At 44.6% G+C, this 26,334-nt stretch carries 30 protein-coding genes; 25 read left to right on the top strand and 5 right to left on the bottom strand.

The annotated features are described in order from the left end of the window. The first annotated feature begins 96 nt into the window (after positions 1-96). Together NZ043_RS27575 and NZ043_RS27570 are read left to right on the top strand one after the other, a co-directional pair. Entirely contained in the window at positions 97-1,731 is a 1,635-nt protein-coding gene (locus tag NZ043_RS27575; RefSeq protein ID WP_091029319.1) for an extracellular solute-binding protein, read from the top strand. Positions 1,732-1,833: 102 nt separating this feature from the next. After that, complete coding sequence (locus tag NZ043_RS27570; RefSeq protein ID WP_091020712.1) at positions 1,834-2,508, top strand: GntR family transcriptional regulator; 675 nt, start codon at positions 1,834-1,836, stop codon at positions 2,506-2,508. Between the two features lie 96 nt (positions 2,509-2,604). Here the strand turns inward: NZ043_RS27570 and NZ043_RS27565 are convergent, their stop codons facing one another. Continuing rightward, a complete protein-coding gene (locus NZ043_RS27565; RefSeq protein WP_047843398.1) occupies positions 2,605-3,150 on the bottom strand; it encodes a cupin domain-containing protein in 546 nt (181 codons plus the stop codon). Between the two features lie 179 nt (positions 3,151-3,329). Between NZ043_RS27565 and metH the strand changes: the two genes are divergently transcribed. The 14 genes from metH (at position 3,330) to NZ043_RS27495 (ending at position 18,143) form a co-directional block, all read left to right on the top strand. Further along, on the top strand, positions 3,330-6,770 hold the full coding sequence (metH, locus tag NZ043_RS27560) for a methionine synthase (RefSeq protein ID WP_091029322.1): 3,441 nt from the start codon (positions 3,330-3,332) through the stop codon (positions 6,768-6,770). A gap of 76 nt (positions 6,771-6,846) precedes the next feature. Continuing rightward, positions 6,847-7,785: a ribonuclease Z gene (gene rnz, locus NZ043_RS27555; protein WP_017688042.1), complete on the top strand. Its 939-nt coding sequence runs from the start codon at positions 6,847-6,849 to the stop codon at positions 7,783-7,785. A 357-nt stretch (positions 7,786-8,142) separates the two neighbouring features. Continuing rightward, on the top strand, positions 8,143-8,952 hold the full coding sequence (locus NZ043_RS27550; RefSeq protein WP_047843396.1) for a TIGR01457 family HAD-type hydrolase: 810 nt from the start codon (positions 8,143-8,145) through the stop codon (positions 8,950-8,952). Positions 8,953-8,958: 6 nt separating this feature from the next. Beyond that, a complete protein-coding gene (locus NZ043_RS27545; RefSeq protein WP_091029323.1) occupies positions 8,959-9,780 on the top strand; it encodes a DNA-formamidopyrimidine glycosylase family protein in 822 nt (273 codons plus the stop codon). Further along, positions 9,770-10,618 (top strand): deoxyribonuclease IV, encoded by an 849-nt coding sequence (locus NZ043_RS27540; RefSeq protein WP_091029328.1) that lies wholly within the window; start codon positions 9,770-9,772, stop codon positions 10,616-10,618. The genes NZ043_RS27545 and NZ043_RS27540 overlap by 11 nt, the downstream gene beginning before the upstream one ends. 19 nt (positions 10,619-10,637) lie before the next feature. Further along, the gene (locus NZ043_RS27535) at positions 10,638-10,976 is read left to right on the top strand and encodes a cyclic-phosphate processing receiver domain-containing protein (protein WP_091029331.1); all 339 of its coding nucleotides are present in this window, start codon (positions 10,638-10,640) and stop codon (positions 10,974-10,976) included. Continuing rightward, on the top strand, positions 10,976-11,293 hold the full coding sequence (locus NZ043_RS27530; RefSeq protein WP_062834898.1) for a thioredoxin family protein: 318 nt from the start codon (positions 10,976-10,978) through the stop codon (positions 11,291-11,293). Before NZ043_RS27535 ends, NZ043_RS27530 begins: the two co-directional genes overlap by 1 nt. 2 nt (positions 11,294-11,295) lie before the next feature. After that, the gene (locus NZ043_RS27525) at positions 11,296-12,069 is read left to right on the top strand and encodes an ATP-binding cassette domain-containing protein (RefSeq protein WP_091034845.1); all 774 of its coding nucleotides are present in this window, start codon (positions 11,296-11,298) and stop codon (positions 12,067-12,069) included. A gap of 6 nt (positions 12,070-12,075) precedes the next feature. Further along, on the top strand, positions 12,076-13,125 hold the full coding sequence (locus NZ043_RS27520) for an SAM-dependent methyltransferase (RefSeq protein WP_091029333.1): 1,050 nt from the start codon (positions 12,076-12,078) through the stop codon (positions 13,123-13,125). A 227-nt stretch (positions 13,126-13,352) separates the two neighbouring features. After that, a complete protein-coding gene (locus NZ043_RS27515; protein ID WP_091029334.1) occupies positions 13,353-14,831 on the top strand; it encodes a serine/threonine protein kinase in 1,479 nt (492 codons plus the stop codon). A gap of 26 nt (positions 14,832-14,857) precedes the next feature. Continuing rightward, positions 14,858-15,877, top strand: coding sequence for an SAF domain-containing protein (locus tag NZ043_RS27510; RefSeq protein ID WP_091029336.1), 1,020 nt, complete (start codon positions 14,858-14,860; stop codon positions 15,875-15,877). A gap of 76 nt (positions 15,878-15,953) precedes the next feature. After that, on the top strand, positions 15,954-16,667 hold the full coding sequence (locus tag NZ043_RS27505; RefSeq protein ID WP_091029338.1) for a hypothetical protein: 714 nt from the start codon (positions 15,954-15,956) through the stop codon (positions 16,665-16,667). Positions 16,668-16,762: 95 nt separating this feature from the next. Then, positions 16,763-17,494, top strand: a complete 732-nt coding sequence (locus tag NZ043_RS27500; RefSeq protein ID WP_339309770.1) for a hypothetical protein — start codon at positions 16,763-16,765, stop codon at positions 17,492-17,494. A gap of 7 nt (positions 17,495-17,501) precedes the next feature. After that, positions 17,502-18,143, top strand: a complete 642-nt coding sequence (locus NZ043_RS27495; protein WP_339309769.1) for a hypothetical protein — start codon at positions 17,502-17,504, stop codon at positions 18,141-18,143. A gap of 88 nt (positions 18,144-18,231) precedes the next feature. Here NZ043_RS27495 and NZ043_RS27490 read toward each other — a convergent pair whose 3' ends face one another. From NZ043_RS27490 to NZ043_RS27475, 4 genes are all read right to left on the bottom strand, one after another. After that, positions 18,232-19,428, bottom strand: coding sequence for a tyrosine-type recombinase/integrase (locus NZ043_RS27490; RefSeq protein ID WP_339309768.1), 1,197 nt, complete (start codon positions 19,426-19,428; stop codon positions 18,232-18,234). A 13-nt stretch (positions 19,429-19,441) separates the two neighbouring features. Beyond that, entirely contained in the window at positions 19,442-20,062 is a 621-nt protein-coding gene (locus NZ043_RS27485) for an ImmA/IrrE family metallo-endopeptidase (protein WP_339309767.1), read from the bottom strand. A gap of 78 nt (positions 20,063-20,140) precedes the next feature. Beyond that, on the bottom strand, positions 20,141-20,866 hold the full coding sequence (locus NZ043_RS27480; RefSeq protein WP_339309766.1) for a hypothetical protein: 726 nt from the start codon (positions 20,864-20,866) through the stop codon (positions 20,141-20,143). Positions 20,867-20,900: 34 nt separating this feature from the next. Continuing rightward, on the bottom strand, positions 20,901-21,230 hold the full coding sequence (locus tag NZ043_RS27475; RefSeq protein ID WP_339309765.1) for a helix-turn-helix transcriptional regulator: 330 nt from the start codon (positions 21,228-21,230) through the stop codon (positions 20,901-20,903). 170 nt (positions 21,231-21,400) lie between these two features. On the opposite strand from NZ043_RS27475, the gene NZ043_RS27470 reads away from it, so the two are divergent. From NZ043_RS27470 to NZ043_RS27430, 9 genes are all read left to right on the top strand, one after another. After that, positions 21,401-21,628, top strand: coding sequence for a helix-turn-helix transcriptional regulator (locus NZ043_RS27470; RefSeq protein ID WP_339309764.1), 228 nt, complete (start codon positions 21,401-21,403; stop codon positions 21,626-21,628). Positions 21,629-21,650: 22 nt separating this feature from the next. After that, the gene (locus tag NZ043_RS27465; protein ID WP_339309763.1) at positions 21,651-21,968 is read left to right on the top strand and encodes a DNA-binding protein; all 318 of its coding nucleotides are present in this window, start codon (positions 21,651-21,653) and stop codon (positions 21,966-21,968) included. Continuing rightward, positions 21,968-22,213, top strand: coding sequence for a hypothetical protein (locus tag NZ043_RS27460; protein WP_339309762.1), 246 nt, complete (start codon positions 21,968-21,970; stop codon positions 22,211-22,213). Before NZ043_RS27465 ends, NZ043_RS27460 begins: the two co-directional genes overlap by 1 nt. Before the next feature lie 91 nt (positions 22,214-22,304). Then, on the top strand, positions 22,305-22,820 hold the full coding sequence (locus NZ043_RS27455; protein ID WP_105599227.1) for a helix-turn-helix transcriptional regulator: 516 nt from the start codon (positions 22,305-22,307) through the stop codon (positions 22,818-22,820). 15 nt (positions 22,821-22,835) lie between these two features. Further along, complete coding sequence (locus tag NZ043_RS27450) at positions 22,836-23,108, top strand: hypothetical protein (RefSeq protein ID WP_339309761.1); 273 nt, start codon at positions 22,836-22,838, stop codon at positions 23,106-23,108. Next, positions 23,105-23,341, top strand: coding sequence for a hypothetical protein (locus NZ043_RS27445; RefSeq protein ID WP_339309760.1), 237 nt, complete (start codon positions 23,105-23,107; stop codon positions 23,339-23,341). Before NZ043_RS27450 ends, NZ043_RS27445 begins: the two co-directional genes overlap by 4 nt. A gap of 127 nt (positions 23,342-23,468) precedes the next feature. Beyond that, complete coding sequence (locus NZ043_RS27440) at positions 23,469-23,729, top strand: hypothetical protein (protein ID WP_339309759.1); 261 nt, start codon at positions 23,469-23,471, stop codon at positions 23,727-23,729. A gap of 93 nt (positions 23,730-23,822) precedes the next feature. Further along, on the top strand, positions 23,823-24,026 hold the full coding sequence (locus NZ043_RS27435) for a hypothetical protein (RefSeq protein WP_062319452.1): 204 nt from the start codon (positions 23,823-23,825) through the stop codon (positions 24,024-24,026). Then, a complete protein-coding gene (locus NZ043_RS27430) occupies positions 24,023-26,101 on the top strand; it encodes an AAA family ATPase (RefSeq protein WP_339309758.1) in 2,079 nt (692 codons plus the stop codon). The genes NZ043_RS27435 and NZ043_RS27430 overlap by 4 nt, the downstream gene beginning before the upstream one ends. Positions 26,102-26,334: the final 233 nt, after the last annotated feature.

Below are 26,334 nucleotides of genomic sequence, written 5' to 3'. Positions count from 1 at the left end.
CAGCAGCTAGAGTGATTCACATGATTAACTTTTAGAGATTGATTAAAAAGTTTTAAGGCAAGGTCAACCTAAACCAAATTCAGGGGGATAACCTAAATGAATCAAAAGCCACGTAAGTTTGTTGGTAAAATGGTGTTGGCAACAATGATGACCGTTGTTCTGGCAGCATGTAGCAGCGGTACCGGAGCTGGAGGTGACGTCACAGAAGTTCAAACCAAGGCAGCGATGGAGACGTACAATGTAGGGGATACATTCAAGGCGACTGAGCCATTTAATCTCTCCATACTATATAGTGATCAACCTAGTTATCCATACAAAAAAGACTGGTTACTTTTTAATAAAATTACCGAACTGACGGGTGTTACGCTTGAGCCAACGATTGTACCCATGAGTGATTACCCTCAGAAGAGATCTCTGTTGATTAGCTCCGGTGATGCACCACTGGTTATTCCTAAAACGTACCCTGGTGAAGAGTCTGCATTTGTATCCTCCGGTGCGATTTTGCCAATTAGTGATTATATTGATTTGATGCCAAATTTCAAGGATAAAGTGGAAAAATGGGGTCTGGAAGATGAACTTGAAGGACTTCGACAGGAAGATGGAAAGTACTATGTACTCCCGGGTCTGCATGAAGAAGTATGGCCAGATTACACACTACTCGTAAGAACGGATGTTTTTGAAGAAAATAACATCGCCATCCCGACCACATGGGACGAATTGTATGATGCAGCGAAGAAACTGAAAGAGATTTATCCGGATTCCATTCCGTTTTCGGACCGATTCCAATTTAATAGTACGTTGAACATCGCTGCTACTGGCTTTGGTACCAAGGCTGGATGGGGTTTTGGTAACGGATTGACGTATAAGGAAGATCAGGATGAGTTTGTGTACACGGCTACAACACCAGAATATAAAGAGTTGCTAACGTACTTTAACAAGTTGGTATCCGAAGGGCTACTCGATAAGGAGAGCTTTACACAGGATGATGATCAGGCTGTACAGAAATTTGTATCCGGAAAATCATTCATGATTAATGGTAATTCCCAAACGGTGGTGCTGCACCGAAATGATATGAACAAAACGCTGGGAGAAGGTAAATACTCAGTTGCAAAGATTACAGTACCTGGTGGACCAAAAGGGCAATTAATGTCCGGCTCCAGACTTGAAAACGGTGTTATGATCTCCGGGAAAATTCAAAAAAGCGAAAACTTCAAAGCTATTATGCAATTTATTGATTGGTTATACTACAGCGATGAGGGTCAAGAGTTTGCCAAATGGGGCGTTGAAGGCGAAACATTTACCAAAGAGGGCGGAACACGTAAATTGGTAGAAGACGTGAACTACAATGGCTTGAATCCGAAAGGAACGAAAGACTTGCGTATTGACTATGGATTCTCTGGTGGTGTATTTGCCTACGGGGGTACCACAGATCTGCTGCAATCGATGTTTAGTGAAGAAGAGTTGAAATTCCAGCAAGACATGAAGGATACCAAGGAAGTGATCCCGGCAGAACCACCGATTCCTTACTCTTCAGAGGACCGTGAACGGGTGACACTTCTGAGTACACCACTGAAAGACTATTCGGATCAAAATACACTTAAATTTATTTTGGGTGAGCGGAACTTGTCTGAATTCGATACATTTGCCAAAGAGCTGGAGAGTCAAGGTTTATCTAATTATCTGAAGCTGGCAAATGATACGTACAAAGCCTACAAAGAAAACAAGCAATAATATAGTTGATGTTGGCCAGATTACCGTTTCACACCGATATATAAGTGGAACGGTAATTTGTGCTAAGATGAATGAATACGGCTGATAGAAAGAGGTCTAGGCATGTCACTTAATCAAAAAATTAGAGGCTCGACCCGGGCATATTCATATAACCTGTTAAAAGAACGAATTCTTCATCTGGAACTTAAGCCGGGTACCAAGATTTCAGAGAAAGAGATTGCAGATGAACTGCAGGTGAGCAGAACACCTGTGCGAGAAGCATTCATGAAGCTTGCTGAAGAAGAACTGCTGGACATTATTCCCCAGAGTGGAACGATCGTCTCTCATATTAATCTGGAGCATGTGGAAGAAGGCAGGTTTATGCGGGAGAAGATGGAGAAGGAAATCGTGACTTTGGCTTGTGTTTCTTTTCCTGAAGAGTTCAGATTTCGACTTGAAACCAACATTGCAATGCAGGAAGTCTGTATAGGAAAAAACAATTTCTATCGGCTTTTTGAACTGGATGAAGAGTTTCATCAGATTTTGTTCCAGGGCACGGGGAAGCTGAGAACATGGAAAATGTTGCAACAACTGAATATTCCGTTTAATCGGTTGCGTTTATTACGTCTAGCGGAGGACTCCAACCTGGAGGTCATTATTTCCCAACACAAAGAGATTTATCGGCTTATCACAGAGCGGCAGACTGAGCAAGCTGTTCAGGTGATGGAAGCTCATCTTAGACTAGTTGTTATTGAACAGGAATCGATTAAGGCGAAATACCCGCATTATTTTATATAATGCAACGATGTTGTATAATACTCTCCATATGCATATGCGAAAACCCCTGTTCAATTGAACAGGGGTTTTGGTTAAGCAAGTTGTAACACGAGAGTGTTAGGCTTGTTTGATAAAAGTAGGATCAGGGTATGGATCTGCAATCCAGCCATCTTTTTCGATGAACAGACGTACAGCAATAATTTGTTTATTCTCCATTAAAGTGAAGAAGTGCGGTGTATTCTCAGGTACAGAGATAACGTCTCCTGGAGACAATTCTACATTAAAGTAGCCTACATCGTCTGTAGCTTTGATAACAAAGATTCCTTTACCAGCGACAATTGCACGAATCTCATCTTCAGCGTGGGTGTGGATCTCTTCGAACTTGGCCAGCTTTTCTTCGATATCTGGTGTTTGTTCGGACAGCGTGATGACATCCCAGATCTGGTATCCACGACGTGCAGCCAAATCTCTGATTTCATAATCGTAAGTTTCCAAAACCTCAGTTTTCTGTTCATCAGTTAATCCAAAGTTATTTTGCAGATCAGTGTTCAGTTTGGATGCGTCCCACTTCTCGTATAATACTTCGTATTTGTTCAAGAAATTTCGAACATTTTCGTCACCAGTGATGCGTTCGTTCGTATTTCGGATAACAATTTCAGCCATGTTCTTTCCCTCTTTTCCACTTGGTTTAATTGAATTATATCGGATTGCTTTGTTTTTGTCGATTCTCAAATTCCGTTCATATTCGTGCAAACCCGCCATCTTTCGGGATCAAACCCGATCTTTCACATTAAGTTAGTTTCTGTTAAACTAAGATTTAACGTTTTGCGGGGGTGAAGATATTGGATAAGATTAGTCTACACGATGCATTAAAACAACGAATATTAATCCTCGACGGTGCAATGGGGACCATGATTCAACAAGTTGATCTGACTGGCGAAGATTTTGGCGGCGAAGATTTGGATGGATGTAATGAAATGTTAGTGCTTACTCGTCCAGAGCTGATCCAGCGCATTCATGAAGAATATCTGGAGGCTGGAGCCGATTTAATCGAAACCAATACATTTGGTGCCACATCCGTTGTACTTGCTGAGTACGATATTCAGGATCGGGCACGTGAGATCAACCTGGAAGCAGCCAGAATTGCGAAAGCGGCGGTTGATCGTTTCTCTACACCTGAATCTCCACGTTATGTGGTAGGTGCGATGGGACCAACAACCAAAACACTGTCTGTAACTGGGGGAGTAACGTTCCAGGAACTTATCGACAGTTATTTGGAGCAAGCGCTTGCTTTAATAGAGGGAGGCGTTGATGCGCTACTACTCGAAACCTCACAGGATACCCTCAATGTAAAAGCAGGCAGCATTGGAATTCAGCAGGCCTTCGAACAGAGTGGCGTTACACTGCCCCTGATGATATCAGGAACGATAGAACCGATGGGTACGACCCTTGCGGGTCAGAACATCGAATCCTTTTATATATCCTTAGAACACCTTAACCCAATTTCGGTAGGACTAAACTGTGCTACGGGTCCTGAGTTCATGCGTGATCACATTCGCTCGCTTTCTGGAATGGCATCGGTTGCCGTTAGTTGTTACCCGAACGCGGGTCTTCCGGATGAGAACGGTAATTACCATGAGTCACCAGACTCGCTTGCTCAGAAGATTGGTGCTTTTGCCGAACAGGGCTGGTTGAATATTGCTGGTGGATGTTGCGGGACAACCCCTGCACATATTCGGGCGATGCGCGATACACTTGCCCAGTACCCCCCAAGAGAAATGAACGGAACACATCCACCGGCATTGTCTGGTATAGAACCAATCTACATTGAACAGGACAATCGTCCGTACATGGTTGGTGAGCGTACGAACGTCCTGGGATCACGGAAATTCAAACGACTCATTGTAGAAGGCAAATATGAAGAAGCTTCGGAAATTGCTCGTGCTCAAGTGAAAAATGGAGCGCACATTGTTGACGTGTGTGTACAAGATCCGGACCGTGAAGAGTCTGAAGACATGGTGAAGTTCCTTGAACTGGTTGTGAAAAAAGTTAAGGTTCCTCTCATGATTGATACGACGGATGCTTCAGTAATTGATCTGGCCCTTCAGTACTCACAAGGTAAAGCGATAATTAACTCCATTAACCTTGAGGATGGCGAAGAGAAATTTGAGTTGATTACGCCTTTGCTTCATAAATATGGTGGTGCGGTTGTTGTCGGAACGATTGACGAACGGGGTCAGGCGATTAGTCGGGAAGACAAGCTTGACGTAGCCAAGCGCTCTTACGATTTGCTAGTGAACAAATATGGACTCAAACCAGAAGACCTGATTTTTGATACGTTGGTGTTCCCGGTTGGTACCGGAGATGAACAGTACATCGGTTCAGCCAAAGAAACCATTGAAGGTATAAGAGTTATTAAGGAAGCGATGCCTGAATGTCATACGATACTCGGTATCAGTAACATTTCATTCGGACTGCCTGAAGCAGGTCGTGAAGTGCTGAACTCTGTGTTCTTGTATGAATGTACCAAAGCAGGTCTCGACTATGCCATCGTGAACACAGAGAAACTGGAGCGTTATGCGTCCATTCCAGAAGAAGAACGCAGGCTCTCGGAAGAGCTTTTATATAACACGAATGATGACACACTGGCGGCGTTCGTAGCGGCGTTCCGTAACAAAAAGGTTGAGAAGAAGGAAAAAATCTCGAACCTTTCATTAGAAGAGCGTCTCGCTTCATATGTAGTCGAAGGAAGTAAAGAAGGATTGCTGCCAGATCTCGAACAGGCACTTGCCAAATATACAGCACTTCAAGTGATTAACGGTCCACTGATGCGGGGGATGGAGGAAGTAGGTCGTCTCTTTAACAACAATGAGTTGATTGTAGCTGAGGTGTTGCAGAGTGCGGAGGTTATGAAGGCTTCTGTAGCATATCTGGAGCAATTTATGGAGAAGAATGAGACTTCGGTTAAAGGCAAGATCATTCTCGCCACGGTTAAGGGCGATGTGCATGATATCGGTAAAAACTTGGTAGAGATCATCCTGTCCAATAACGGTTACCGGATCATTAATTTGGGTATAAAAGTACCACCAGAACGTATTATTGAGGCATACCGAGAAGAAAAAGTCGATGCGATCGGCCTCTCGGGGTTATTGGTAAAATCAGCGCAGCAGATGATTCTTACTGCTCAGGATTTGCGAACAGCAGGTATTGATGTGCCTATTATGGTTGGTGGAGCGGCGCTAACACGTAAATTCACCAAAAATCGTATCCGTCCCGAATATAACGGAATGGTTGTTTACGCCAAAGACGCGATGGATGGTCTGGATCTGGCAAACAAATTGATGAATCCCGTTTCACGTGAAGCGATGCAACTGGAGATGGAAGCTGAGAAAGAAGCTGATGCTTCAGGTGCTGTAGCTGTTCAGGCTCTTCCAGAGCTTACACGAGTGGAGCGTTCGGATATTGCTGTAGATCATCCGGTTCTTGTCCCGCCTGATCTGGAGCGGCATACGATGCGTAACTACCCATTATCACATATCCTGCCATACGTGAACATGCAGATGTTGCTTGGACATCATCTGGGGTTGCGTGGATCAGTAGAACAACTGCTTGCTTCAGGTGACAAAAAGGCTACAGACCTGAAAGCAGTCGTGGACGATATTATGCAAGAGGCTGTTCGTGACGGGATTATTCAGGCACATGCCATGTATCGTTTCTTCCCGGCACAGTCCAGTGGTAACAGCATCATCATCTATGATCCAAAGGACACCAGCAATATCTTGCATACCTTTACGTTCCCACGTCAAAAAGTTGAGCCGTTCCTGTGCCTGTCCGACTTCCTGAAACCTGTTGAATCCGGTCAAATGGATTACGTTGGTTTTATGGTTGTTACTGCCGGACACGGCGTGCGTGAACTATCCACTGCGTGGAAAGATCAAGGGGATTACCTTCGCTCGCATGCTCTGCAATCCGTAGCGCTTGAAGTAGCAGAGGGATTAGCTGAGCGTGTGCATCATATGATGAGAGATATCTGGGGATTCCCTGATTCTGCTCAGATGACCATGAAGCAACGTCATGGGGCACGTTATCAGGGAATCAGGGTATCCTTTGGATATCCGGCTTGTCCGGATCTGGAAGATCAAGGGCCGTTGTTCAAGTTGCTGCAGCCTGAGGATATCGGTGTGGAATTGACGGAAGGTTTCATGATGGAACCTGAAGCATCTGTATCAGCGATGGTGTTCAGCCATCCGCAAGCCAAGTATTTTAACGTAGAAAAGGCATAAATCAGTAGAGTGTCAGGCAAAGCCCTCCGCAATGTCGGAGGTTTTTTGCTGGCAACAGAAAGAGGTGCGATCCAGAATGGAACTATATTTCCTGGGAACTAATGCTGGTGTACCTACGCTTCAACGGAATGTAACTTCCATTGGGCTACGCATGTTGGATGAGCGCAGAGCTTTGTGGTTGTTTGACTGCGGGGAAGGAACGCAGCACCAGATTTTAAGTTCTCCGCTTAAACTGAGCAAATTGGAGAAAATATTCATTACTCACCTGCATGGTGATCATGTATTTGGACTTCCAGGACTGCTTTCGAGCAGAGCCTATCAAGGTGGCACCACACCATTAACCGTATATGGTCCGCCAGGTACGGAACGAATGATCAGTACAACAATGGAGCTTAGCCAATCCCGGGTGAACTATGATTTGAATATCGTGGAACATACGGGCGGCGTCCTGTTCGAGGATGACAGTTTTATCGTGGAAGCTGCTTTGCTTGAGCATCGGATTGACAGCTATGGATACCGGATTACGGAAAAAGATCGTCCAGGAAGCCTGGACCCAGCCAAACTGGCGGAATACGGTTTGAAACCAGGCCCATTGTTCGGCCGACTGAAACGTGGAGAAACCATTACGCTGGATAACGGTGATTCGCTTCGTCCAGAAGATGTATTGGGAGCGCCAAAACGAGGCATGGTGATCACCATATTAGGTGATACACGTCCATGTGACAACGTACAGCCACTTTCCATCAATGCAGATGTACTTGTGCATGAAGCTACATTCATGCATGATTTGGCCGATACAGCGCATGAGTACTATCATAGTACTTCTAAACAAGCGGCAGAAGCGGCTAGAGCAGCCAATGTAGGGCAACTAATCATGACTCACTTCAGTTCACGCTATAAGGATGAGGATCAACTTCAGCCACTTTTGGAAGAGGCGCAGTCCGTATTCCCGAATACCAGACTTGCAAACGAACACCAGCTTATTCCTGTCGTGCATCGCAAGCAAGAATCTTAACCCTGATTGCGAACCAGTGCACGGCTAAACACGTCATATAAAGATCCGGGTAATTGCACGGGACTGAGGGAGAGGAACTCCCGCGGTCCCTTTTGCAATCTGGTCAGAAAGCGTGTAGGATGGGCAATATGAAGAGGGAAATGATTCAAATTATTTTCCGGGAAAGCGCAGGAAATGACAAGCTTGTACAGAAGACGCGCGAGTTAAACCGTCGCTGTTCGATCCGGTTCGACTTGTTGCGTGCATATGTCAGCAAGCCATTATTTTTTTGCCTGAATACATAGGTTCGCGGTCAAGTTCGAGGTAAATGATTAAGGACATTAAATGTTAATGGAATGAAGAAAGGAAGTGCTGTGTGTGATTAAGGCCTATCTGATTGACTTGGATGGTACGCTCTATCATGGCAGACATCGTATCGAAGGAGCCGATCAGCTTATTCGAACACTGCAAGAGCTAGGAAAGCCGTATTTATTCGTAACAAATAATTCTTCCCGTACACCACAAGGTGTGGCAGATCATCTGAACGGGATGGGCATACCTGCCGACGCGTCTCAAGTATGTACTTCTGCTGTGGCGGCTGCTGAATATGTTGCTGAAGAGTCCCCTGGTGCAAAAGTGGCATGTATTGGAGAAGCAGGACTGCTGGAAGCCATTGAAAAAGCAGGACTACAGCTGACGGAAGATGCACCAGATTACGTGATACAGGGGATTGATCGTGAATTTTCCTACCATAAACTGACCAAGGCGCTAAGGTGGATTAATGCGGGATCAAAATTCATCATGACCAACCCGGATCTGCAGCTTCCTTCCGATGATGGACTGACACCTGGGGCGGGGACTATTGGAGCAGCAATTGAAGCAGCAACCGGAGTTCATCCTACCGTTATTGGCAAGCCATCGAGTGTTATAATGAAGTCGGCCATTAGCCGGCTAAACCTGGCGTCTCATGAAGTGGCAGTGATCGGAGATAATATGCGAACCGATATTGCAGCTGGAGTGGCAGCAGGGTGTGAGACGCTGTTGGTACTTACCGGTGTGACCACACGGGATAATATGGATGGACACATTCAAGCAGCCAAGGCTCGACCTGATCATGTGTTTGAAGATTTGCATAAATTGATGGAGTGGCTGTCGCAAGAGGCAGACCAAGCTTCCAAAAAGGGGTAATGTACGATGCCGGAACTACCGGAAATGGAAAATTACCGGACCTTGCTGTCCGAGAAAATACTTGATCTACTGATTACAGGTGTTGTAATTAACCGCGATAAAACGATAAATACGGAGCCTGATCTGTTCATCAATGAACTTACAGGTAATCGCATCATATTTGTTGAGCGCCGAGCGAAGCATCTGATTTTCCACTTAGCTAATGGCAAACGTCTGGTGCTGCATCTCATGTTGGGCGGTATGATTTTCTGGGGCACGGAAGAGGAACGCCCTGATCGTTCCACACAAGTGGAAATCCAGTTTGGCGATCACATTTTATTCTTTATTGGACTGCGCTTGGGTTATTTACATCTGCTTACTTCGAAAGAAACCGAAGAGGCGATGTCTGATCTTGGACCTGAACCATTGGATCGACGGATGAACGTGGAACGTTTTGCTTCTCTGTTGAAAGGTCGTCGGGGTACACTTAAGACAACGTTGGTAAACCAGCATATCATTGCAGGGATTGGCAACTGTTATTCGGATGAGATTGCTTTTGCTGCTGGTCTGAGACCAAGCTCCAAAACGCAGAACATCGCGACTTCACCTGAGCTGACGGAGCGCTTGTTCCATTCGATGCAGTCCGTGTTGCGTGAAGCGGCTTCTGAGGGTGGTTATATGGAAATGCCACTGATGCAAGGCGATACGAAGACAGGAAGTTTTGACGAGCAATGTCGAGTGTACGATCGGGAAGGCGAGACTTGTCCGCGCTGCGGGGGAACAATTGAACGAGTGGAAATTACGGGCAAGAAGGCGTTCTTCTGTCCGAAATGCCAGCATGAGGCCTAAAACTGGTATCGGGGCACATGTTAGCACCAGAGGTGGATTTCTTCAGGCAGCCAAGAGAGCGTATGAGATGGGGGCAACGGCGTTTCAGTATTTTCCGAAAAACCCGCGCAGTCTCAGCCTGAAAAGTCTGGATCTTAAGGATGCTGAGCAGTGCAGGGATTGGTGTGAACAGCATGGACTGGCTTCGATTGCACATTCACCCTATCCTACGAATCCGGCGTTGGGCGTGACCCGTGGAGAGGCGGGGTTTCATGCTACAATAGCTTCTATTCGCAATGATCTTGAAATTTCGAATGCTTGCGGTTCTGTTGGGACGGTGGTCCATTTTGGACATATCAAAACAAACGATCCGCTGGAGGGTTATCAGAACCTCATTCATTGTCTGGATACCGCCTTGGAGAATTGGAATGGACATTCAAAGGTGCTGATTGAAAATCAGGCAGGTGATCATGGCCCGATGGGCACGACAATGGAAGAAATGATACAGATTCGCAAATTAAGCCGATATCCGGAGCATATTGCTTTTTGTTTTGACACATGCCATGCTTTTGCTTCAGGTATTTGGGCGTCAGGCAACGAAGCTGCGATGCTTGATAAGGGCAGGAAGCTCGGATACTGGGATAATGTTGCTGCTGTACATTTTAATGATTCCAAATATGCGTCTGGTTCGTGTAAGGATAGACATGCGAGAATCGGACAGGGATATATCGGAAATGAATCAATGAAAGCATTGTTAACTGCGCCTGAGTTCCAAAAAGCGGTTGTTGTGCTTGAAACAGAAACGGGCGAAGATGGAACGCACCGTGATGATATAGTGCTCATGCGTTCCTGGTTATAGTGGGGAGAGGAGCGATTGTATGCATGTTTTTTTGGATGACTATCGGGCATGTCCGAAAGGGTTTGTTCTGGCAACGAATGCAGAAGAGTGCCTGATGCTGCTAAGAGAAGGTGACGTGGACATTTTGTCTCTGGATTATGAGCTTGGTCCAGATTCGCCTAATGGCGGAGAGGTTGCGGCATCCATTGTACGAGAAGGTTTATTTCCGCGTGAGATCTATTTGCATACGTCCAGTATGTTTGGGAAACGCCAGATGTACGAGATGTTATATAGCAATAAACCGGATTCGGTAACCATTCATAATGGTCCAATGACGGGTGAGGTCATGCTGCGTGTTGCTGCGGGAGAAGAACGTTAATGAAGCCAATTACATCCAAAATGTTAATGCGCGGCGTATGGGAAGGCATGCCACAGGCTGTATTTATATATACCCCTTTATGTGGGACATGTGCGGCAGCGCGGCGTATGTTGGAGGTAGTGGAGCACATGCTGCCAGAAGGTATTTTATCCGAAATGAACATCCATGACATTCCTGAACTTGTGCAACAATTTCAAATTTCAAGCGTACCAGCAGTGATGCTGTTTGATGGCCAGCAAGATGTTCCAAAAATGGTTTATCGGATGAGCTCTGTGGAGCATTTACTCTCGGAGATCCGGAAGGCGGTGCTGAAATGAGTATAATCTCGATGGAACATGTCTCACTTCGACGAGAAGAGAATCAAATCTTGGATGACGTACATTTGTGCATCGAACAAGGCGAACATTGGGTTATTCTGGGTCGGAATGGTTCTGGCAAAACAACGTTGCTGGAAATGATGAACGGATATATGTTTCCAAGCCAGGGACGCATTGAAGTACTCGGTAATTTGTATGGACAATGTGACGTCAGGGAAGTACGTAAGGAAATCGGTTATATCAGCCAAACGTTGATTGAGAAACTCACACCCAGAGATCCGGTATGGGAGGTCGTCGCTACAGGAGCTTATGCTTTTTTGCGTTTTTATCAGACAATTCCTGATGAAGTAAAAGCAAAGGCAATGAGTTTGTTAGATGACATGGGCTTTGCCAACTTGGCCAACAACCCGCTTGGAACGTTATCCCAAGGGGAGCGTAAAAAAGTCATGCTTGCTCGTTCATTAATGGCTGAGCCAAAATTGCTGATTATGGACGAGCCTTGTGCCGGACTAGACTTATATGAACGTGAGAAAATGCTGGCTGAGATTGATCGTCTGCGCCAGCGTAACATTACAGTTGTGTATGTAACACATCATGTTGAAGAGATCGTACCTTTATTTACGCATGTGGCCTTGATCCGCGATGGACGTATTGCGGCAGCTGGCCCCAAGCATGAAGTTTTGACACAAGATACAATTAAGCATACGTACGATGTGCCGGTCGATATCCAGTGGGATAATGGTCGTCCGTGGATACGCGTACGTTCTGGAGGGTAACACAATTTGAGTACACAATCGTCTTGGGAAGAAGGCAACTTCTCCCGTTTTATCTGCACGGCCAATCATGGCTTTGCCCCTTATGCTCAGGAAGAGTTGCGTCGTACGTTTGGTGCGGTGAAGAGCACGGTACTCGTACCAGGAGAAATATTGCTTGCGGGTCTGCCTGTAGCGGAGGAAGAAGTTGCAGATAAGCTGTGGGCAGAGTATCCAACGTTTTTACGTCATATTCAACCTGTTCAGTTTCAGGAGAATACAGAAGATTCGGAACAATCTATCGAGAAATTGATTGCATTTGTGCTGAATCATAAGGAACTGACTGGTACCCCTGTCGTGCTGCAGGTACGGAAGACAGAAGGGTCCTTTTGGCAAGAAAATGCGGCCTCATTGAAGCAATTGCTGACAGAAAAGCTGGATGAGCTAGGCTGCGAATGGGTTGTACGTGATGCTGAATATGTCATTTCCGTATTTGCTGCGAATGATATGTTGTATGCTGGCGTATCCAGACCTGAACAGAACCTGTCAGACTGGAGCGGGGGAGCCGTACGTTTTCAAAAAGAAGATGGACAGATTTCGCGTGCTAAGTTCAAATTGCTTGAAGCCGAGCAGACGTTTGGCATTGACTTTACTTCTTTTCATAAAGCACTTGATATCGGTGCAGCACCAGGTGGATGGACCTCGTTCCTGCTTGAACGTGGGCTTGAAGTTACGGCGGTAGATCCGGCGAAGATGGATGCAACGCTGCTGGCATCACCAAAACTGACTTTCTTGAAGAAAAACGCAGGGGATGTTCGTTTCCGCGAAGGAGAATTCGACCTGCTCGTATGTGATATGAGTTGGAGTCCCAAGCTGATGAGCCGACTTGTATCAGACCTTCTATATAGTCTGCAACCCGGGGGAACAGCGATTGTTACCGTGAAGTTATTGCATAAAAAGCCGCTCGCACTCATTAAAGATGTGATTGATACGTTTGAGCGTTCGCGGATGCAGATTCAACGTTCCAAGCAGTTGTTCCATAACCGGGAAGAGATTACACTTTATATGGTCAAATATTAAGAGATCTAGCCTTGATTAAAGCAGCTAAAGGCATTATGAAATTGATTCGATTAAGCTCATTAAATTTTGTGCTTTACAATCTATTCCTGCCTGTACTATAATGATACCAATATTAACCATAACAAACCTGAGGGAAAGCATCCCGAAGTGAACGAAACCGGATATCCGGTCTGTTCTACTTCGGTGAAGCTTTCCCTTTTTTGTTGTGTAATGAAGGAGGAATTGATATGAGACATCCGGCCAGGCTGGAACGCGGAAGCCTGCTGGGAGGTAGATATCGTATCGTATCCATTCTGGGAACAGGCGGAATGAGCCATGTATACGAGGCGGAGGATCTCAAGTTGCCGGGCAAGATATGGGCAATTAAAGAAAGCGTAACGATTATGCCATATGAAGGCAGTATGGAGACGGAGGCCGCTCTTCTGACATCACTTCGCCATCCAAGATTGCCGCAAATTGTTGATTTTTTTGTCCCGGATGAAGATGGGTACACGTACTTGGTGATGGAATACATCGACGGGTTAACGCTCAGTGAGTATTTCAAGCAGTGTCGTGGGAAGATCCCGATGGAGCAGTTGACGGAGCTTGTACTTCAATTGCTCGATGTGTTGAGTTATTTGCATAATCTGAATCCACCTGTGATCTATAGGGATCTGAAACCATCAAACATCATGATCACTCCGGAACATGAAGTAAGATTAATCGATTTTGGCATCGCCAGAAGTTACAAACCGCAAAGTGCCGAAGATACCGTCAAGTTGGGAACTGCTGGTTTCGCCGCTCCAGAACAATATGGCTCGGGTCAGACCGATGCTCGTTCAGATCTATATGGACTCGGAGCATTGCTGCTGTATCTTATGACAAGTGGGGCCTATACGGAATGGATTCAGGGTGTGGAAAGTTCTATCCGGAGCGATGTTCCACGGACGTACATCCCTGTGGCAAGAAGATTGTTAAGATATAATGCCGAGGAGCGATTCCAATCTGCCGATGAGGTGCGAAAGGAACTGCTCCGAATACCCGGTGGAATAACGCCTGGTGGAGATGCAACCATGACCTTGAATGGCGGAACAAGAGTTATTGCCTTGACTGGTGCTTCATCTGGTGTAGGGGTTACCCACACGGCTATAGCTATCAGTCATTATCTCGAAAGGCAAAACTTCAAAGTAGCTGTTATTGAAATGTCACCTCGCTCTCAATCCTTTGCAAGAATTCAACAAATCGCTCAAGCGGGTAAACCGGTGCCAGCAGGCAGACAGTTTGCAGTGGATGGTGTGCATTATTGGAAACAATCCGGGCGAGCGGATATTTTGTCTTTGCTTGGGGGGAGTTATCAATTCATCGTGATGGATCTCGGTAGTGGTCAGGACCAGAACCGGCTGGAAGAATTCCTGCGTGCAGATCTGCCGATTGTGATAGGCTCAGGTGCCGAATGGCGACAGGCGGAGATTGGCGCTTTTGTTCGATCACATCATCGGTATCCACAAGAGAAATGGATATATTGTCTGCCTCTGGCAGCAAGTGAAGCAGTTCAGCGAATTCGTAAAGCTCTGGATACATCGAGTGTATATAGTCTGCCGTTACATATTGATCCTTTTGACAAGGATGGACAGATGGATAAAGTGTTTTCTCATATTTTAACGCATATGATGGCACAACAACCCAAGAAACGGTCATTCTTTTCACGAAGGAAAGTACATGATTAGAAGAGATTACGAAAGGAGAGCCTTTTTTGTCTAAATTAAGAAAACAAAGCCGTCAACTGATCTATGCCGGACTTATCGGAGCAGGAGCTGTAGGGTTGGTGTTCGGAGGATATGTTATCTACAATGTCAAAACGATGGGGGATGTCAGGTCAGCCGTAGAAGCCCGGTATTTATCGGCATATGAGGAAAAGGAAGCTGAATTAAAGCAACAATGGGATTCGGGAGCACAAGGATGGGTTACGATTCGGGATATTGAAGCAGGTGAACCGATATTACCGGAGGATCTGAAGCTCATTGCTGTTCCAGATGCACAAGCACCGCGAAATCTCTGGTCCAGTACCAAGCAGATGGAAGGCCAAGTGGCCAAAATAGAGTTGAAAAAAGGAACAGCCATTACCACCGAGATGGTGTATGAGGATGCACCGGCTCCGCCCGATTTAAGAAATCGAGAGCTGCAAGTTGTATTACTGCCGTCCTCACTTGTTAAGGGAGATATTATTGATGTTCGTATCCAATTCCCTACCGGACAAGACTATGTTCTTTTATCGAAGAAGAAAGTGGAACGACTCAATGCAGCTACCTTATGGATTACGATGACGGAGGAAGAGATTCTGTCACTCTCAAGTGCAATTGTAGATGCCTATTTACATAAAGCTTCAATCTATGCCTTAACCTATGTAGAACCACAGTTTCAGACACCTGCAATCGCGACGTATCCTGCCAATTCAGAAGTGTTAAAACTGCTGGAAAGTGATCCGAATATTGTTCGACGAGCCGAACAGGAGTTATCCAGACAGGTGCGAAGTTCGCTTGAAAGTTCACTGGCCGCCTCCGTGACAGCACCGTCAAAAGGAGTGGAACAGGATGTGGCACAATCCTCAGTTACCTATAACAGTCGTCCATCAGCCAATAATTCGGCAACGTCGGATGGAGTGATGTGGAATGATGGTTCAGGAAACGGGGCAGGAGCTAATTCTGGAAGCGTAAATAATCCTGCTGAAGCTTCACAAACAGAACAGCAGAGTTTGCTAACGGGTGGAGAGTAGAGATTAATCTAAGGTTTTCACATTAAAATAATTCAGATAACAGAGGTTTAAAGAAATAGAAAGGGGTGTAACATCTATGCATACATGGATCTTCGCGGGTTTATGTGAGAAGAATGATCTGATGTTGTATCTTTGCAAGATACTAGCTTCGACAGGCAAAAAGGTCTTGCTCGTAGATGGAACCTTACAACAGAAGTATGGGTACGGTGTAGGTGACAGTCAGCAGTCTTTGCGAATTACGGAATTTGAAGGATTTGATATCGCTTGTCATTTTGTCACTTCAGCAGCTGTAGAGAATCATCTTGAAGTAAATGGAGAGCGATTGGACAGTTATGACTATGTGTTATATGACATGGAGACCTCACACTTTGCTTCCCGTAGTCTCTGGCTAACCGCTGATGTAAGAGTCTGGGTGAGTGATTATGAGCGTTACAATCTGGAACGTGGCAAGGGTTGGTTGAAGCGGTTGCTTGATGAACAATCTTTGCCTGGTGAGCTGTCATTTCAAAGGCTCTTCATTAACGGGGTTGACTGCAAGCTTGAAGCTCGTTATCTGTGGGCGTATCTGGAGGGCAGTCCGTTTGTGTGGACAGGAGAATCCTTAGTGCTTCCGTGGGATGAGTTAACAGCGGCGGTTAAGCTTGAGAATGAGCATCATCGCCGAGTTCATCTGGGACCTTTGTCACGAAACTACAAAAAATCGTTGTGTCGTGTGGTCCAACAGTTAACAGGTTGGGAAAGTGTCCGTAGTCGCCGTGCGATGAAAGAAGCAGAGAGGATGAGAGCATGAGCACCATTACATTTTGGAGCCCTTTTGCAGGAACGGGTTGCACTTCAAGCACATTAATTAGTGCTTAAGCGATGGCACTTCACTACAGGACAAGAGTGTTACTTGTTAATGCAGGCCTTGCCGGAACTGGCACAGAAGCTGCCCTACCATCCAAAGATACGGATACAGCGGATTTTATGTTCTCCTTCGAAGAGGGTGGCTGGGATGCGATTGAACGGCTGCATTCGAGCGGAAGTCTGAATAAGCACAATCTCAGGGATTATACCAAGCCACTTCTTAAGGAAAGACTTGATTTCCTAACCGGAAGAATGGATGAGATGGAACGTTCCCCGCAGGAACATGGTGAGACTGTCAAAAAGCTGCTAAATGTAGCTAACGAGTATTATGATCTGGTTCTTCTGGATGCGGATCATGCTGGTGTTGATTCACAGCTCAAGCTGCAACAGGCGGACTATGTTGTAATTAATCTCGATCAAAATATGCGAAATCTGGAGTTGTTCTTTGAAGAGATCCTGCCAGAACGAATGAACAATAAGAATATACATGTTGTCATTAACAAATACGATTTGCATTCCCGTGCAACGCTTTCCAATATTCGGCGCCAGTTCAAATACAAAGGCACGATATCTGCGATCCCGTACACAACCGGATACCTGGATGCAATGAATCGGCGAGATGTCGCTAGGTACTTGCAGTTGGAAAGTTTGACTGAGGATAAGGATATTCGTAAAGGGAGCTTTACTGCAAGCATGAGCGAACTCGCTCGCCTGATTATGGACGGTGCAGGTATGCGCACAGTTCTGAAGAGGCTGGAAAGGGGAGCCTGAACCTCCGATGCTCTGGAATACCATATGGATAAGTTTAATTTTGATTCTGTGTCTGACTTATATCTGGTTCAAGTATAAAACGTTTCTGCGTGAAAAGAATGCTCGTGTTCCTGAACAGGAATCATTCACGATTGACATGTTGATTGAGAAGGTGAAGAACTCACTTCATGAGCTTAGTCATAGTCAGCTCGCGGATGCGGGTCTGCATGAAGAAGAATATCGTCGAAGAATCAATCAACGTGCCGAGATGAGAAAAGCACTGAAGGGTTGTGTCTCAGGCAGTATCAGCGACAAAACGTATGTCAAAAATCTGATAGGGGATTTGCTGACCCGAAGCATAGGGCTGAACAAATCAAATGTAGATGAAGTTATTTTGTTTGCAGAACCAGATTTGTTGACGATCCAGGACCGATTCGAAATTGTGTTTTATCTGTACCAACAGCAGTTCGGTGTTGATGCACTCTCCCGCATGATTGATACCTACGATCTTGGCAGACTGAGGATGGAGGAAGGTACGGACGATGGAGGAAGTTATTATATCTCTGAGGAGGATATTCAGTATGTTTTCGAGTGCGAATATCGAGAGCTTGGATTCAGAGAAAAGACGGATATTATCGTTCAGCGTATCTATCAGCATTATAAAGGATAAATAAATAGAAATCCCTTATATCGCAAGGGATACAAGGGATTAACTAGTTTAATAATTTCGAAAACTCACAGAAAAATCACTTTTCTTGCTATTTTGGTGGTGAATCAAGTATATCTGCGTAATGTAATTTTATCTTGTTAGATGTATCTTTTTTCATTTTATCAGTAACATGAGTATATACCTGTAAAGTTGTCTTAGCATTAGTATGCCCAACTCTGCTCATTGTTGATCTCAGGTCTGCTCCAGCTTCTGCAAGCATACTAATGTGAGTATGTCGGAAAATATGTGGAGTTGCAGGTTTTATAATAGTTGTATTCACAAGAATCTTTTTCATACGGCCTAATATAATCTTTGGGAAAAAAGGATATCCGTTTTTTCTACAAAAAACAAAATTCATATCTTGATAATTTGTAGTTCGAGGCGCCTTTTTTTGATTTTCTTTATGCACTTCTAATAATTTCATGATACTAATGTCAATGTCAATAGTTCTTATCGAACCTTCTGTTTTTGGAGGAGTTAATATATAAACACCACGGTTATCATTTTTGCTGTATATAGTTTTTGTAATTCGTATTTCATTTGTTTCGAAATTTATATCTGTCCACTTAAGGGCACACATTTCACCAGATCTCATACCTGAGAAGATTAATAAATAGAACATTTCGATATCTTGATATTGTCCGTATTCTCTTGTTGAGTCCAAAAATTCTATCAGTTCTTTTTTTTCGAAATACTTCTCAGCTATTACATCATTCTCTATTTCTTCAACAGTTCGAGTTTTTCTGGGAATAACCGCTCCGAAACAGGGATTATCGTACCTAATTTTATTTTTTATCGCATACTTAAAGATCATATTAGCTACACTATTCATTGTAATAATTGCACTGGTAGAATATCCTTTTTCATCGTAACTATTAAGCACATTTTGATACTGTCGATGGGTAATATTATCAATTTTCATTTGTGCCAGGTACTTACCAATTGACCTTATAGTAGTTAATCTTTGATCAATTGTGCGTTGCTTTATTTTACCTTTTGAATATGTAGCTAGCCACTCATATGCAACCATCTCAAAAGTGAGCTTCTTATTTTTCTGAGCGTCAATCCCGTATGAATTTAGATCAGAAATGACCTTATTGACTCGCTTTTCAGCTTCCTTCTTTGTATCCCCTCTTCGAGAAATTTGTTTTCTCTTTCCTGTGGCAGGGTCAGGCGGAGCATCCCCAACACAAACCCACTTATATCCTTGTTTATTGTTTGATGCCACTTTGTAGAAATATGCCATTATGATCAGCTCCTTATAAACCACTGGTCTGTTTTTTCAGCTGTTGAAGAAGACGTAATGCTTCATTGGAAGGTGTCTTTGGTTGAGAAGAACGGAATAAAGAGACAGCCACTTGAATTTTACCTTTCATAAGTTCAACATCTTCACGGTAGCTGTGGTATTCTTCGTGTAATCTAGAGGAAATCTGTTCAGCACGGTCTGCAGCCAACTCAATAGGGACTCTAAACTCTTCTGATAGAAGTCCAATATATTCAGGCCAAGTCATATCTAAGGGTGTAGGGAGCAAGTAGTAGGGCATAGAAGCCATTAATCTAAAGTTTGTTGCCTGGATCTCTTGGAGATCAATAAAAAGCTTAGGTAGTTCATCCTGATGGCCCTCGTGACGAACGATGTGAGCAAGCTCGTGAAAGAAATCTACCCGCTGTTGTATTAAAGAAGTATCTTTATTTAGAAAAATAACACTCCCCCAATCTTCCCAATGAGATTTCGGTTTTCCATTGTAGTAAATGATGTCTGCGCCCCATATGGAGGCAATTAGGTCGATATCTAGCTCGTGAGGATGATTAATTCCAAACACTTGATACAAATCGCAGATCAACAGTTCTGTATCCGTCGGTTCATAATATGGAAGCATTATGCCATTTCCCCTTGTAAAATAGTACATATGTTCGGTTTTTGGTTTGAAAGAAAAGCCCAAAAGGGCTTGGTGGAATTACTTTGCTGCTGTGATACCAAAAGTAGAGATGTTATTGTCTTGGATTTTGAATCGATATTTAAAACCATTTCTAACAGTCGCTCCATCAAAAGCATTCAGGTTTACATTGCTATCGAGTAAACCAATATCTTTTATAACATCTTGCGCATCGTTATATGTGTACTCGCTATTAGTTGTCATGATAAGTGTAGCGATGGCTGTCATTAGTGTTCCGCCAGTTTGTTCGCTGAAACCACCATTTCCTATGAGCATAATTTCCTGTATTTCCTCATTGGAGTTTAATACACCAACCATACTTAAGTCATCACTAAAAGTATATTGGAAAGTTCTTGTATCGTTCTCTTGAGACTTAGTTAAATCGAGTTTGGTTATACCTAAACCATTTAACCGGTACTTACCCACGATTGAATTGAATACATTCTTGAATTCATCTGTTGTCATGTTAAAGAGTGAGAGACTATTCTGCATTAGAGCATTTTGATTATCAACAACAGTAGCAGCAGTCGTGTCTTCAGTCTGATCCGACACTGCGTTGATAGAATTATCAGCCAGGGCCCGAATACCAAAAAGACCAACACAACAGATTGTAAGAAATATCCCAGTTAAAACCCAATGTCTTTTAGCTTTTCCGTTTTGTTTTTTTACGGATTTTATAGCAAGAACAACAAATATGAAAAATGCAAAGAAACCAATTAAGAATAGTATTGTGAATAAATCTTGCAAAATCTCACCTCTTGATTATCCTACTAACCAGCAATTATTTATCCTGCTGCTTTTTCTTCATTTCTCTCCAAGCCTGAATTGCTGCATCTGCGACCTGCTTTTCCTCTTCAGTCCAACTCTTCCCGCCATCCAAGTAAGCACTACCACCTGAAGGAGTTTTTGAAATTGAGCGACCTAAAATATAATCACCTGATACTTCAAAAAAATCAGCAAAGATATTGATTTCGTTATCTTCTATTGGACGTTTTCCAGATTCAATTCTCGATAGAACACTATTACTCATACCGATACGTTCTGAAAATTCAAGCTGACTTAAACCTCTTTCCTCACGCAAGTTCTTAATACGTTTTCCTGTTACGGACAAAGGAATAACACTCCCTTTCTTTCTAAAACAGCAATTAAATGATACCATTTTTCTATTTTAGAAAAAACAATTTTGCTAAAGTGGCAAAAATTAGTTTGACTTTGCTGATTTAGCAATGTAATATATGGAACAAGAAGATTGCTAAAACAGCAAAGAGAGGGAGTGAAGAAATGCTTAGGGATTTCAATCTTCACTTTATAAAAGAAAGACGCAAGAAATTAGGTAAAACACTTCAAGACATGGCTGATTCACTAGACATGAAGAATGCTTCGACTTATATGAAATATGAAAATGGTGAGTATTCTTTTAAAGCAGTACACTTGCCAGTTTTGGCAAAACAACTTGAATGTAATCTCAGTAATTTTTTTGCTGAAAACTTTGCTAAAACAGCAAAGTAACACTTCTGAAAGGAGACTTAACATGTTCAAAATCGAAGTCAATCCTAGTGAACTGGAACAAATGATCATGTCGGCCGTTCACAAAGCAATTGAACAATCAGCATTTGCTTCTTCCCAAACACATCCAACCCTGATGGACAAGAAGCAATTAATGGAGTTGCTACAGATCGGCGCTACGAAAGCGGCAGAGCTTCTGAACAGAGAGGATTTCCCAGTGATTAGAGAGTTTGGTCACCCAAGAGTACCTTTTCACTCATTAATGGTTTGGATTGACGAACACACAGATTGGGTGAAATCCAATGCTAAAGGCTATTGGGAGCAGCGAGGAGGCACTGCTTAATGCCACTACACTGGTATCGCGAATCCTCTCCATCCGCATGCGTCGCAGGAGCAACTATAAGAGTTTTACTTCAAGGTATTGAGCCTGATGAAGCTCTCCAGCAAACGTTATATAACGGTCGTCATACTGACAATCCGGAAGAGATTACGTTTGACGAACTAAATTCATTGAAGGAAACAACCCAAGCTCATCTTGAGCAAATAAGAAAATCCGCCGGAGCTGTACCGGCTACCGGCGGACGATGAAGGGATCAGGGGAAGACCTTACAACACAATATTACATCAACCCTCTGTCCAAATTCATCAGACTAAAACGGACAAAGGAGATCTAACAGATATGACAATTGGACATTTTCCTGGTGCACTGGGTGAAGTTCTCAAACGTACCGGCGATACTCTGGCGAAGGCAGGAGAAGCAGTTCACATGGATGGTTCGCAGATTGGAAAGGTGATCAAAGGGACGCGTAATCCATCGAAAGAACTGATGCGTAGCGCGGCTGAACATTACGATGATGGTCAGTTATACATTGCTGCAGCTGGGGAAGTCACAGGCGGCGCTTTTGCTCCCTGGCTGGACAATGTGGACTTACATAGGGCATCGGTACTTTTTAAAACGGTCGAGGAAATGAAGGAAGTTTTGGACCTGTCATCCGAGGTGCCGATCAATAAGACGGGCGACCAGCTCACCGAAGCTGATCGGCAGATAATGAAGCGGCTTCTGATGGAGACGGTCGAAGCGATAACGGCGCTCACGCACTTTGCAGCCGTGCTGTGCAAAGAGTATTCGTTCTCTTGGTTCGGGATCTGGAAAGAGCATCGGGCCGAGCTAAAGGCTAAAAAATATATGAAATGAAATGAGGTTACTTGAATGTCTCGTGAACAGTTGGCATATGAAGCATTGCAGGCTGGAAGAAACTCGAAGCACAACTTGGAACTGATTCGCAAACGGCCTGAGAAATTGTTGCCTGGGAAGATGAATGATGCAGAGCAGTATCTTAATAGGATGATCCGGTTCGCGGAAGTAGAAATGAAAAATGCCCGCCTGGCAGGGCGGACACTTGGTTTGAGAACTCGACTAAAGTCTCTTATGCTGCAAATTTTACAGTCTCCCGAGCAAAAGCGCAAGGGGGAATCGGTATGAAAGATCAATTATACATCCGAATCATCATTAATTATACGGAATCAGCCAAGGCCCTACGTGAGAACACGGCAGCTGTTATGTCCTTCAATGGATCGGTTCAGGGAAGTGACTTCGAAGCTCTTTGGCGGGAACGGGATATGATTTATCACCGCTGGCAGAATGCTGCCGCAAGCCTTCGTGAGCTACCCATGGAATATATGTCACTTGCGATTAGTGCAATCGACCATATTTAGAACACATAAAAGAACAAGACAAGCCTGTCGGCCTTGTCTTCCGGCGTCGGACGGTTTCATAACCAACTCCCGTACGGCGTCGGAAGATGCGGCTGACGCATCAATACATATGAAGGGAGGATAACTCGTGCAAATCATTCATCGGCTGACTGTTGTCAGCAATCCCACTCGTGTTTTCGAAGTGGGTACCGAAATCGAAGGCTGCGAGGTTATTGAGATCAAGCAAGTTGGTGCTGAGTACGAAGATCATGTCCATTCAGAATTTCATGTAATGGATGGTGATGGCCAACTGATTACAAGTGTTGAAAATGCTCCTGTGATTCTTGATTGGAAGACAATCGCAGAAGATGGGGAAGCACCAAGAAGTATCTTTACAAAAGAAAAATAGCCCGTTGCACCGGGCTATTTCAGAGCATTGAAAATTAAATATGGATACACGGCCATCTTACCATGGGTGACCGTTCCAAACAAGGAGGACGTTATGAGTAAAACGACTGCTATTACTGTCGACTTATCCGCTCAAACCATAGACGCTGCTGTTAAACCAGCGATGCACTACACGCCAGCAATACTTTCCGTCTCGGGTACATTTGGTTCCGTTGAACTGATGGCCGATGACGATCAACTTGCGGCTGTAGCGGATGCAATCAGCCAGCACTTCAAATCAAAGGAGAAGAGCGCATGAGACAAATTACTTTGACTTCCCTGACCCTTCGCAATTTCAAAGGATTACGGGATTTTGTATTGGAAGCTGACGGTCGCAGTGTTTCTGCTTACGGTGACAATGCCACAGGCAAAACAACGTTGTTCGATGCATTCGTATGGACGCTGTTTGGTAAAGACAGCCAAAATCGCACGGACTTTGAAATCAAAGGTCTGGATGAAGCTGGAAAAGTTGCTGAACACGGCCTGCAACATGAGGTTGAAGCAATCCTGATGGTTGACCGTCGTCGCCGTTCTTTCAAAAAGGTGTTTGCCGAGAAATGGACGCGTAAGCGGGGGCAAGCGGCGGCAGAATTTGGTGGTCATACAACAGATTATTATGTGGACGGTGTTCCAGTTAAGCAAGGACAGTACAAGGCCGAAGTCGATGGGCTTATAAGTGAAGACATCTTCAAGTTGCTGACAAGTCCTTCTTACTTTAACGAGATTCTTAAACCGGATGCGCGTCGCAAAGTGCTTCTGGAAGTGTGTGGGGAAATGACAGATGCCGAAATCATTGCAAGCAGCAAGCAACTCGCGCCACTGGCTGACATTCTTGGAGATCGAAGCCTTGAGGATCACCGCAAGGTAATCGCAGCTCGTCGGACGGAGATCAATAAGGAACTGGAGAAGATCCCGGTTCGCATAGATGAAGCCCGCCGAACCATGCCAGACGTATCCGACCTGGATGCTGAACTTCTGCAGGAGGACATTGAAACGATGCGCGGTAGAGTTGATGCCAAGACCGCTGAGCTTCAACGAATTCAATCCGGTGGTGAATTGTCGGCCAAGGAGATCCGCTTGCGTGAGATTAACGCAGAATTGACTGAAATCAAGCAACGTGTGCAAGCAGATGGATTACAAGCAGTTGTAGGGCAACAAGGAAGGCTGTCGCAATTACGAGGGGAAGCATCCGATTTACAATCTCGGATCTCATCTGGACAGCGGGAAGCTGATCAGCTCAAAAGGCAGATTTCCCGTTCTGATAGCCAAGTCAAACGGCTACGGGAAGAATGGACATCCCTTGATAGTCTCCAATATCCAGTGCATGAACATCAGCATGATGCCAACTGCCCAACTTGTGGCCAAACCCTTCCTGATGATCAAGTACAGGCTGCACAGAATAAAGCGTTGGAAGCTTTTAACATGAATAAGTCCAGACGACTTGAAGGGATCAGCTCCGATGGCAAACTCGCGGCTGCAGAGAAAAGAACTCATGATGAAGCATTGAAAACACTCGAACGCGATTTAGTTGTGCTACAGGAAGAAGTTGCATCGAAGGCAGCGGAGGTCATGGCAGCTGAAGCAACTTTGCAAAGCTTGCAAACGAACGTTGCCGATCCTGCGGACGATTCGGAATATCAAACTAAACAACGCGAATGTGAAACGGTGCGCGCTGAGATTGAACAGCTTCGTTCTTCTTCCGCGGATGCTATCGGCAAAGTGCAATCCGAGATCCGGTTGATCCGATCGCAAGTTGATGACTTGGAAACGGACAAAGCAAAACTGGCGACAGTAAATGCAACTGAGGAACGCATCGCTGAGTTGGCTGAACAGGAACGTAAGCTTGCAGGCGAGTTTGAGAAGCTGGAACACGAGCTCTACCTCACAGAAGAGTTCACACGAACGAAAGTGTCACTTCTTGAATCCAAGATCAATAGCAAATTCAGATATGCCCGGTTCAGGCTCTTTGAGGAACAAATCAATGGTGGTCTGAAGGATGTCTGCAAGACGCTGTATAACGGCGTTCCGTATGAAGGCGGTTTGAACAACGCTGCTCGGATCAACGTAGGTTTGGACATCATCAATACGCTTGGACAGCATTACGGATTCTCGGCCCCGATTTTCGTGGACAATGCCGAAGCCGTGACGCAGCTCATCGATACAGATGCCCAAATGATTCGTTTGGTTGTTCCACCGGCATTTAGTAGTTTGCCAGAAGAGGTACAGGAAGAACTCAGCAAACAACATGGCAGTTATGAAGATGCTGAAGCTGCTTGGAGGGACAGAAACAAGAAACTCCGCTTAGAGCATAACGACATCCAGGAGGCGATGTAAATGTACGACATTCTTAAAAGTATAGAAGCACAGAAAAAGTACTGTGAGGAAAAAAAGGCTCCACACTTCGCACCGCAATCGGGACGTTGCTGGAATTGCAATCAGAATATCTATTCTCCTGGTCGTTCCATGTGGAGAGGAAAGTTTGATGAAAGAGAATCAGCGGGCATTTCTGTAGAGAAAGCAGGACAGGAACTTGTAACCGGATGCCCTCATTGCCATAGATCATACTG

Source organism: Paenibacillus sp. FSL k6-2145 (assembly GCF_037976585.1).
GTDB lineage: Bacteria > Bacillota > Bacilli > Paenibacillales > Paenibacillaceae > Paenibacillus.
Note: the sequence above shows the minus strand (reverse complement) of the source record. Positions and strands in the feature narration are given on the sequence as shown.